Source organism: Embleya sp. NPDC001921 (assembly GCF_053594475.1).
In genome coordinates, this window is the sequence record NZ_JBSFEO010000115.1 from 1 (window position 1) to 8,102 (window position 8,102).

Genomic DNA, 8,102 nt, shown 5'->3' on the forward strand with positions numbered 1-8,102 from the left:
GTTCCATCGGTTCCGGTGGTGCGCTGTCGGTCATGCCTGCTCTCCCGTGGGCCGGTGGTCGGTGAGGGGTGCGGTGGTCTCGGTGTCCGCCGCCGTCGGATACGGGGCGGCGAGCAGGTGTCGGATGCGTGCGTGCAGCGCGCAGCCTGCGCAGGTGAGGTTCGCTCCGGTGCTGTCGTGGCCGCCCATCGCGCCGTACTTGTGCGTGAGTTCGGCGAGGTCGACGACTTCGTGAAGGAGCTTCTCGGCCTGGTCGCGATGAGCCACGGCCTCGCACGTCTCGTCGTTGTGCCGGCGGGCGTCCGCGAGGTCGGCGTACACGCCGTCGAGTTCCCCGTACAGCGCAGCGAGCTGGTGGTCGTTGATGTCGCTCGCGGTGTGCCTGGGCGCGTCGAGGTCGGGCGGCGGGGGCGGGATGGCGCCGGCGTCGACGAGGGCCTGAACGACGGCGCGGCCGACCTCGTCGCGGACGTTGAAGGGCAGCCACCAGCGTTCGCCGAGCGTGGGGCCAACGGCGTTGCTGGCGATGGCGTCGAGGCGGCGTCGGTGCACGTCGGGGGTGGGCTCGGTCATGTCGGGTCGGCCTCCTCGTGGTCGGCTCGCAGGGTCGAGCCCCAGACGACGCGGTGGGTGTAGCCGACGGCCGCGGGCTCGCGAAGGATCCAGTCGCCGGAGCGTGCTCGGGCCGGGCCGTGGGGTGTGCCGACGATGACGATGGGGTCGTCGTAGGTGCCGATGACGTCGCCGCGACACCAGTGCGCGGCGGCTTTGGCGAGACGGCCGTCGTCGCTGCCTCGGACCTGGACGGCTTCGACCTCGATGGGACGCCGGCGGAACCGGCGGACGTTGGGCTCGGGCTCGGGCATCGGTGCTCCTGTGCGTCGGCGGAGGAGGTGGCGGATCCGGTCGAGGGGGCTGCGTGTGGGGGCGCGTATGCCGTCGGCGTCGTCCCAGTCGATGGACTCGCTCACCGCTGCGGCTCCACCGGGCAGTCGCACGTGTGGCCGGCGTCGGGCAGCAGGCGGGCCAGCCACGGTCGGCGGGCGAACCGCGTGCCGCATCGGCAGCAGGTGTAGACGCGCCAGGGGCTGGCGCGGTGGCCGCTGACGGCTATGGCGTGGCAGTCGGGGCAGCGGTGGGGTTTGTCGGCGTTCCATCGGGTGACGGGCGGCTGGGTCATGTCGCTCCTGGTGGTGGGTACGGTGATCGCGGGCCCGCCCGCGCTTGCTTCGCGGGCGGGCCGCTGCGTGGTCAGTGCTGGGGGTCAAACACCAGGGCGCCGTGCTCCGATGCGGTAGCGCAGGGCCAGGAGGTGGACCAGGACTCGCCCCAACAGACGGCGCACACCCAGCCCTTGGGCGTGACGGCGTCCACGAACACGGGGATGTGGAACCGGGCGGGCAATGCCGCTCGGGCGGCGGCGGACAGGTCGGCCAGGTCTTCGTAGGCGGGCGCGTCGGGCGCGAAGATCAGCCGGGCGCGGGGGTGGCACTCTTCGTGCTCGGCGTCCCAGCCGCTGGCGGTGCGGTCACGGCATGTGCCGCAGGCGTTGGTGGATGTGCGGGCGGGCTCGGTCATCGGTGTTGTCTCCTGTCGTCGGCCGGGCCTCGGATGGCCCGTGCGGCTGCCTGTGCGCCCGTCTGCGGGCTTCTCAGGCGTCGGGCGTCGCTCGGGGCACGGCGGGGTCTGCGGGACTCTCAGGGCCGGTCGTCGAGCGCGAGCTGCTCGTCGGCCCGTTCGTTGCGCGCCTCCCACTGCTTGCGGTACTGCGCGACGTCGCCCGAGCAGGAGTACCGGGCGTGGAACAGGGCGCTGTTCTCGCCGAGATCGGGCCGCCACAGGTTCGGCCCGGGGAACCTGGCGGCGTTCATGCGCGGCGTGACGTACTCGCCGCACGAGAGGCAGTGGCCGCGCTGGACCGCCATCAACGCCTCGGTGCGCTCCATCTGGTCGACGACGGCGCGTTCGGTCACCTCGTGCCGGCACGGGGGGAGTTCCCGGCAGATCCGGCACACCGAGTAGTGCTCGGGCAGGACGTCCCAGGTGTGTTGGGCGGGCCCGATGAGGTGCAGGGGCTTGGCGTCGGGCCGGTCGACGGGGCGCAGGACGTACACGAGGGGCCGGCCGGTCCACTCGGCGCGGGTGGTGGCGTGCCGCCACTTGGACTCTTCGGCCCACCGGGTCTCGTAGCGCTCGCCCCAGAGGTCGGCGGGTCGCTCTTTGATCTCGATGACGTGGTGGGGTTCGCGCTCCCAGACGACGATGTCGCCGGGTTCGAGTCGAGTGCCGGATTTGCCCCGGGATTCGCGGTAGTACATGTCGGGTTCCTGTCGTCGGTCGGGTCGGTGTGGGTCGGGTGGGTCCCGCGAAGGGCCCTGGGCGGGCGCGTGCGGGGTTTTCAGTCCGAGCGCGGGTCGTTGGACGGGTCGGGGGCGTCTGCGGGGCTCTCAGGGGCGCGTGAGGCGTCGCGAGTGCCGGTGACGTCCTCGGGGTGCTCCCAGACCACGACCGTGCGCTCGGTCCACGACCGGACCCGGAGCACCCGCATCGCCGGCCAGTCGGCCTGGGCCTGCCGCCGACGGCGCATGCTTGCGACGGCGTCCGCCTCGGCCGACCAATACCGGCCGACCGACGACCACTCGCCGAACAACTCGTAGACCTGGACCCGGAAGTGCTCGGCCGTCGGCGTCGCCGCTGCCGGGCAGTCGGGGCTGGGGTCCTCGCCGCTGGCCCGCAGCCGCTCGACCTCGGCCCGCGCATCCGCGAGTTCGGCGGCGAGGCGCCCGTTCTCGGTGCACACCTCGTCGTTGATGGACTCCAGGCTGGCGATGATCCGCCCGTCGGAGTTGGCCGACTTCTCGCAGCTGGCGATCGTGGCGGCCTGCCGCTCGGCCAGGTCCAGCAGCGCGGGCAGGTGGATGTCGATCACGCGCTGGATGGCGTTGACCGACGCGAGCAGGTCGGTCGGGCGTCGCATCGCCGCGAGGGTCTGGTCGGTGCGGATCGCCGCCAGGTCGGGCTCGGTGTCGGTCACGGCCGGGCCTCGCCGTCGAGCGGCGGCGAGTACGTCACCGGCAGGCCCAGGCCCTCGGCGTATTCGATCTCGGCCCGCGTGGACTCCCCGACGTAGCCACCGGGCGCGACCACGACGATCTCGTCGGCGAACGCGATCTTCTGCCGGTGCAGTTCGTCGAGCCGGGCCTTGAGCACCTCGGCGTCCGCGTCGTCCGCCCACAGCGGGTGGGGGCGCTTCATGTCGCAGCCGGGTGCCAGCACGATGCGGCCCGCAGCGGTCTGGCGCACGTTCTCCTCGGCCATCTCGGGCCAGAACCTCGTCGATCCGCAGATGCAGACGATCCGCGGGCGCTCCTGGTAGCTGCGGACGAGCTTGAGGGCGCGGAGATACTCGCCGAACTCGGCGACGACGGCGCGGTCGCCGTCGGTGGTGGGGGTGCAGATCGGGGGCGGTTGCCTGGTCATCGGGTCTCCGTCGTGTGGTGATTCGGCTGGTCGGGCCGCTGTGTGGTGGGCGGTGTCCCGGCCTCGTGCCGGGCGCTCCAGGTCTGGTACGTGGCGATCACCCGGCGGATCTCGGTGTGGCGGGGGCACGTCTCGGGCCTGTCGTAGGGGCAGTCGGGTTCGAGGGCGAGGTGGACGGCGAGGACGGGGTCGGTGAGGTCGTACGGCCAGTCGGTCACGTGGTGCTCCTGGTGGGCGCGGGGTGGTCGGCCCGTCCGGTCGCGGCGGGCTGGACGATGCGGACGGGGATCCCGGCGGTGCGGGCGCGTCCGATGCAGTCGTGGGTGCCGCGGCTGCTGGGCAGCGGGAACGCGAGGCAGATCTTCGGCCGGAGGTCGACCATGTGCTGGTTGCGGATGGGCCCGGCTCGGCGTCCGTTGTGGATCCAGTCCGCAGGGTGCTTTTCGACGGGCAGTCCGAGTTCGGCGGCGGCCGTGCCGCCCAGTCGATCGGCCCCCGGTGCGTCGCCGTGGTCGACGGTTGCGTTGGGCCCGAACTCGTCGAGGACGTCCTGGATCGCCTTGCGGATGGCGTCCTGGTCGCGCCAGTCGCGGCTGCCGGTGATGAGGATGCGGTAGGGCGTGGGGTCGGTCATCGGGGCTCCGTGGTGGTGGTGACGTCGCCGTGTCGCAGCAGCCCGGTCTCGTAGGCGCGGGCAACGGCATGGGCGCGATTCGTGGCGCCGAGGCGGTGGCGGAGGCGTTTGCCGTAGGTCAGCACCGTGCTCAGCGACAGGCCGAGTTCGTTGGCGATCTGCTGGTCGGTCCAGCCGCGGGCCCAGCCGAGGAGGAGCTGGTCCTGGCGGTGGTGCAGCGGCTCGACGTCGGGCGCGGCGGTGACGTTCCAGCCGGTGAGGGCGTTGACGAGGGCGGCGGTGACGGGCTCCAGGTGGCGGTGCGGGAGCCAGTCGGTGACGTTGGCCTCGAGGTCGGCGAGCGCCGCGGGCGGGATCACGCGGCCCTCCGCTCGGCTTCGTCGACGATGGCCCGGTAGGCGTTGTGCAGCAGGGAGTTCGGGGAGCCGTTCCACTCGGCCGGGGGCACGGATCCCGTCCACAGGCTGGGGACACGCAGGCCGATGGGGTCCTGGCCGAGGCGGGCAACGAGGTCGGGGTGCCGCATGACGAGCCGCCGCCGGCGCTCGCGTTCGGCGAGGGCGTGGGCGCCCTGGACCATGAGCGCCTCGGTGATGGCGCGCTCCTTGCGGAGGGCTTGGACGTCGGCGCATCCGAGGGGTTCGACCTCGCGGGTGGTCATGCGGCTGCCCGCCGGCGGTCGTCGCCGCGGAGGACGACCCGGGTGCACATGCCGACGAGGCGGGAGGCGACGCGTTCGCCGAGCTTGGGGCCGAGTTCCTTGACGGGCACGTTCGAGGTGATCAGCGTCGGGAGGCCGTGTTCGTAACGGTGGTTGATCAACCGGTAGTTGATCTCCTCGGTCCACTCGGTGTCCTTGGCGGCGCCCAGGTCGTCGAGGACGAGGAGGCGGGCGAGCGAGTAGCGGCGGAACTCGGTCTCGGAGTCGATGCCGTGCCGGGGGCGGAGGGCGGCGTACATGTCGGCGGCGGTGGTCGCGAGCCAGGCGCATCGCACGCCGGTGACGGCGAGGTGCCGCATCGCGCCGTAGGCGAGGTAGGTCTTGCCGACGCCGGTGGGTCCGAGCAGCAGCAGCGACGGGCCGCGGGTGATGTTCGCGACGGGGCTGCGGCGCTTGTCGGCGATGGCCGCTTCGACGAGGGCGTCGCACCAGCCGTGCATGTCGCCCTGTCCGAGGATGGCGTCGCGGTAGTGCCAGGGGATGGTGTTCGCGCAGCGGTGGATCTCGGTGCGCATGATGTTCGGGATCGAGTACGGGTCGCCGTTGTCCGCGTTGAGGTCGGCGGGGGTGATGCTCTCGCGGCCGAGGATGGTCGCGAGGCTGGCGGGGATCGGGTCGACTGCCGGGGCGATGTTCACGGTCAGAGGTCTCCGTCGTAGGCGTTGGGGTCGGCGGGGTTCTGGTACGGGTGCCAGTCGCCAGCGACGGCCGCGAGGCGCGGACCGGGCCGGACGTCGGGTTCGTCGTCCCAGCAGCCCTTGTTGAGCCATGTCGTGGGGTACTTCGTGTACTTGGCGTCCTGGCCGCGGCGCTCGTCGGCGTAGGCGGCGGCGGCCCTGACGATGCGAGTGGGGTCAACGCCGGCTTTGATCGCGGTGGCCCACGCCTTGAGGGCGGCCTGCTTGTCGCGGTGCTTGGGGTAGGCGTCCCAGAAGTCGTCGAAGGTGGGGTGCGCGGATTCGGTGCGCACGGCGACCGCGGCGACGAGGACGGGGCGCTGGGCGGCTGCTGCCGGCTCGCTCTCGAAGAGAGTGTCTTTAAGTACTTCTTCTGCAGTTGGTTCATAGGTATTGGTTAGGCGGACGTGGACGTCCTCCCGCTGGGACGTGGACGTCCTCCCGTCACGGACGTGGACGTCCGCCCGGTCGTCCACGTCCGCCCGGACGTCGGCGTCCGCCCGCATGTGCTCTGAGCTGGTACTTTCCAGAAGTCGGTCATTTCGACCGGACGTGGGCGTCCCCCCGGACGTGGACGTCCGGTCGCTCTCCGGCTCCTGGGTCTGTGACCTGGCCTTCTCTTCCCGAGCCGCCCGACCGCGCTCCCGGGACGCAAGCAGGGCACGGGCGGACGCCGACGTCCCCTCGTCATCTCCCGCGCGACCCCTCGGAACGACCTGCTCGACCGCCAGGTCGTAGATCGCCGGGCGCCTGTCCGCAGGGATGTGCGCGACCATCGACGGATCCCCGGGGCGGATGAGGGCGAGCTTCTCCAACTCGCGCAGATCGCGCCGGATCGAGCGCTCCGTCTTGCAGGCGTACGCCGCGAGCCGAGGCTCCGACGGGAAGGCGTGCCTGCCCTTCTTGTCGGCGTGGTAGGCCAGGCCGGCCAGGGTGCCGAACAGGTGCGCGGGGAACGGCGGGGACAGTTCGATCACCCACTTCAGGGCCTCAGTGCTCACGAACTCTTCTCTCGGGGATGGAGGCGGTCGGGACGCGCGGCATCGCTTTCGCCAATGGGGGTTCCCGACCGGCGCGCTCATGTACATAATAGCGCTCATGACTCTCATGTACATGAAGCCGCTTGAGTACGATGTCGACATGACCGCGCCGAAGACCGAGCACGACCAGCCGATCGCCCAGGCCCGCAACAACCTCTCCGAGGTCATCAACCGGGCCCGATACCTGGGCGAACCGACGTTCCTGCTGAACCGCGGGAAGCGCGTCGCCGTGGTGGTCGGCACGGACTTCTACGAGCAGGCCATCGCGGACCGGGCTCGTCTCGAATCCCTGGAGACCTGACACCGAACTCACCTCCCAACGGCCCGGCTTCGGTCGGGCTTTCGTCATGTCCGTGCTCCCGGGGCGGGGGTGTGAACGCCCCGCCCCGGGGGTGTGGTGGGTCAGCGGTGGTCGCGGACCATGCGGGCGGCGTCGTGGTAGGCGTCGCGGATCTCGCGGCTGGAGAGTTCGCCTCCGGACTCGCGGAGTTCGTCCCCGCGGGCCTCGACCGCCGCCGCGATCCACTCCCGGGTTTCGTTGCGGCCCTCGCGCATCAGGTGTGTGGCCTCGTCGAGCCGCCGGTATTTCTCGTCGCTCGCGTGGCGGTCCCAGATCGCGCGCGGGTCGTCGGCGGCCACCACCGCGACGTCTGCGAACAGCGGCAGGTCGCGCACGGCAATGTGCCAACTGGCCTGGCCGGTGGGGAGGTCGACGTAGGCGATGGCCCATTCGGGTGCGTCGGGGGCCGAGGCAACGAGGACGGCCGGGTGCAGGGCGGTGAGGTGTGCGACGAGGTGGGCGCGCTCGCGGTAGACGGCGTCGAGGTTGGTCGGTGTACCGGCAGGTGCGAGGACACGTTCGGCGTACACGTACACGGGGGTGGCGTCGTCGCCTTCGTGCAGTTCCCAGTGGGCGCCGGCCAGGACCCAGTGGAGCGCCGGGACTTCCTCCTCGGGGACGCGCTCTTCGCGGGCGTAGTCGGCGGTCGCGAAGGCCTTGGCGGTGTCGAGGTCGGCGTAGGTGACAGCGCCGTCCCAGCCTTCGTGGTCCTCCCACCAGGCCCGGTAGACGGTGTTCACGGTGGTGAGCTTCGGAGTGGTCATCTCTGTCCCGTCTCGCGGTGAGTTGGTTGGTGTCGGGGCCCGGCGGGGTCGTGTCGCCGACCGGGCCCCGAGTCAGGCGGGTCAGCCGAGGTCGCGGCGGGCCGTCTCGGCCATGCCGCCGCGGACGCCCCAGCGGTGGGCCGGGGAGAACCTCTCCAGCTCCTCGGCCAAGCAAATTTCGCGGACCGGGCACGCCGCGCAGATCTTCTTCGCGAGGCTGATGTCGGCGTTGCGCTCGGGGAAGAACAGGGCCGACTGCCCCTTGCAGGCGGCGTCCTCCCACCAGCGGTAGCCGGGCTCGGTCGAGGTGGCGGACGTGTCGTAGTAGACGGCGGGGAGTCGGCTCACGAAGCACCTCCGATGAGTGCGTCGACGTCGAACAGTTCGCCCGTCCCGCCGGCCCGCGCGATCTTCGCCGCCCGGTTTGCGATCCGCTGACGGCCGCT

16 protein-coding genes are annotated in these 8,102 nt (G+C 71.6%); 1 reads left to right on the top strand and 15 read right to left on the bottom strand.

Annotated elements, in window-relative coordinates:
• Positions 1 to 30: 30 nt before the first annotated feature.
• The 13 genes from ACWCPW_RS51045 to ACWCPW_RS51105 form a co-directional block, all read right to left on the bottom strand.
• Positions 31 to 573: a hypothetical protein gene (locus ACWCPW_RS51045; protein WP_449768518.1), complete on the bottom strand. Its 543-nt coding sequence runs from the start codon at positions 571 to 573 to the stop codon at positions 31 to 33.
• Positions 570 to 971 (bottom strand): hypothetical protein, encoded by a 402-nt coding sequence (locus ACWCPW_RS51050; protein ID WP_449768519.1) that lies wholly within the window; start codon positions 969 to 971, stop codon positions 570 to 572. The genes ACWCPW_RS51045 and ACWCPW_RS51050 overlap by 4 nt, the downstream gene beginning before the upstream one ends.
• Positions 968 to 1,180: a hypothetical protein gene (locus ACWCPW_RS51055; protein ID WP_449768520.1), complete on the bottom strand. Its 213-nt coding sequence runs from the start codon at positions 1,178 to 1,180 to the stop codon at positions 968 to 970. The genes ACWCPW_RS51050 and ACWCPW_RS51055 overlap by 4 nt, the downstream gene beginning before the upstream one ends.
• 71 nt (positions 1,181 to 1,251) lie before the next feature.
• Entirely contained in the window at positions 1,252 to 1,578 is a 327-nt protein-coding gene (locus ACWCPW_RS51060) for a hypothetical protein (RefSeq protein ID WP_449768521.1), read from the bottom strand.
• A 119-nt stretch (positions 1,579 to 1,697) separates the two neighbouring features.
• Entirely contained in the window at positions 1,698 to 2,318 is a 621-nt protein-coding gene (locus tag ACWCPW_RS51065) for a hypothetical protein (protein WP_449768522.1), read from the bottom strand.
• Between the two features lie 80 nt (positions 2,319 to 2,398).
• Positions 2,399 to 3,034, bottom strand: a complete 636-nt coding sequence (locus tag ACWCPW_RS51070; RefSeq protein WP_449768523.1) for a hypothetical protein — start codon at positions 3,032 to 3,034, stop codon at positions 2,399 to 2,401.
• Positions 3,031 to 3,480 (bottom strand): hypothetical protein, encoded by a 450-nt coding sequence (locus ACWCPW_RS51075; protein ID WP_449768524.1) that lies wholly within the window; start codon positions 3,478 to 3,480, stop codon positions 3,031 to 3,033. The genes ACWCPW_RS51070 and ACWCPW_RS51075 overlap by 4 nt, the downstream gene beginning before the upstream one ends.
• Positions 3,477 to 3,698, bottom strand: coding sequence for a hypothetical protein (locus ACWCPW_RS51080; RefSeq protein ID WP_449768525.1), 222 nt, complete (start codon positions 3,696 to 3,698; stop codon positions 3,477 to 3,479). The genes ACWCPW_RS51075 and ACWCPW_RS51080 overlap by 4 nt, the downstream gene beginning before the upstream one ends.
• Positions 3,695 to 4,114, bottom strand: a complete 420-nt coding sequence (locus ACWCPW_RS51085) for a DUF2493 domain-containing protein (RefSeq protein ID WP_449768526.1) — start codon at positions 4,112 to 4,114, stop codon at positions 3,695 to 3,697. Before ACWCPW_RS51085 ends, ACWCPW_RS51080 begins: the two co-directional genes overlap by 4 nt.
• A complete protein-coding gene (locus tag ACWCPW_RS51090; RefSeq protein ID WP_449768527.1) occupies positions 4,111 to 4,473 on the bottom strand; it encodes a response regulator transcription factor in 363 nt (120 codons plus the stop codon). The genes ACWCPW_RS51085 and ACWCPW_RS51090 overlap by 4 nt, the downstream gene beginning before the upstream one ends.
• Positions 4,470 to 4,775 carry a hypothetical protein gene (locus ACWCPW_RS51095; RefSeq protein WP_449768528.1) on the bottom strand — a complete coding sequence of 102 codons (306 nt, stop codon included), beginning with the start codon at positions 4,773 to 4,775 and terminating at the stop codon, positions 4,470 to 4,472. Before ACWCPW_RS51095 ends, ACWCPW_RS51090 begins: the two co-directional genes overlap by 4 nt.
• A complete protein-coding gene (locus ACWCPW_RS51100) occupies positions 4,772 to 5,473 on the bottom strand; it encodes an ATP-binding protein (RefSeq protein ID WP_449768529.1) in 702 nt (233 codons plus the stop codon). Before ACWCPW_RS51100 ends, ACWCPW_RS51095 begins: the two co-directional genes overlap by 4 nt.
• 2 nt (positions 5,474 to 5,475) lie before the next feature.
• Positions 5,476 to 6,513 carry a helix-turn-helix domain-containing protein gene (locus ACWCPW_RS51105; protein ID WP_449768530.1) on the bottom strand — a complete coding sequence of 346 codons (1,038 nt, stop codon included), beginning with the start codon at positions 6,511 to 6,513 and terminating at the stop codon, positions 5,476 to 5,478.
• Between the two features lie 139 nt (positions 6,514 to 6,652).
• On the opposite strand from ACWCPW_RS51105, the gene ACWCPW_RS51110 reads away from it, so the two are divergent.
• Positions 6,653 to 6,853, top strand: a complete 201-nt coding sequence (locus ACWCPW_RS51110; protein WP_449768531.1) for a type II toxin-antitoxin system Phd/YefM family antitoxin — start codon at positions 6,653 to 6,655, stop codon at positions 6,851 to 6,853.
• A 101-nt stretch (positions 6,854 to 6,954) separates the two neighbouring features.
• Here ACWCPW_RS51110 and ACWCPW_RS51115 read toward each other — a convergent pair whose 3' ends face one another.
• Together ACWCPW_RS51115 and ACWCPW_RS51120 are read right to left on the bottom strand one after the other, a co-directional pair.
• Positions 6,955 to 7,656: a hypothetical protein gene (locus ACWCPW_RS51115; protein WP_449768532.1), complete on the bottom strand. Its 702-nt coding sequence runs from the start codon at positions 7,654 to 7,656 to the stop codon at positions 6,955 to 6,957.
• An 81-nt stretch (positions 7,657 to 7,737) separates the two neighbouring features.
• Complete coding sequence (locus ACWCPW_RS51120) at positions 7,738 to 8,004, bottom strand: WhiB family transcriptional regulator (protein WP_449768533.1); 267 nt, start codon at positions 8,002 to 8,004, stop codon at positions 7,738 to 7,740.
• Positions 8,005 to 8,102 lie beyond the last annotated feature (98 nt).

Excerpts from the sequence above, each read along its gene's own strand:
- ACWCPW_RS51045 (WP_449768518.1), bottom strand. The coding sequence starts at position 573 with ATGACCGAGCCCACCCCCGACGTGCACCGACGCCGCCTCGACGCCATC.
- ACWCPW_RS51055 (WP_449768520.1), bottom strand. The coding sequence starts at position 1,180 with ATGACCCAGCCGCCCGTCACCCGATGGAACGCCGACAAACCCCACCGC.
- ACWCPW_RS51060 (WP_449768521.1), bottom strand. The coding sequence starts at position 1,578 with ATGACCGAGCCCGCCCGCACATCCACCAACGCCTGCGGCACATGCCGT.
- ACWCPW_RS51065 (WP_449768522.1), bottom strand. The coding sequence starts at position 2,318 with ATGTACTACCGCGAATCCCGGGGCAAATCCGGCACTCGACTCGAACCC.
- ACWCPW_RS51075 (WP_449768524.1), bottom strand. The coding sequence starts at position 3,480 with ATGACCAGGCAACCGCCCCCGATCTGCACCCCCACCACCGACGGCGAC.
- ACWCPW_RS51085 (WP_449768526.1), bottom strand. The coding sequence starts at position 4,114 with ATGACCGACCCCACGCCCTACCGCATCCTCATCACCGGCAGCCGCGAC.
- ACWCPW_RS51095 (WP_449768528.1), bottom strand. The coding sequence starts at position 4,775 with ATGACCACCCGCGAGGTCGAACCCCTCGGATGCGCCGACGTCCAAGCC.
- ACWCPW_RS51110 (WP_449768531.1), top strand. The coding sequence starts at position 6,653 with ATGACCGCGCCGAAGACCGAGCACGACCAGCCGATCGCCCAGGCCCGC.
- ACWCPW_RS51115 (WP_449768532.1), bottom strand. The coding sequence starts at position 7,656 with ATGACCACTCCGAAGCTCACCACCGTGAACACCGTCTACCGGGCCTGG.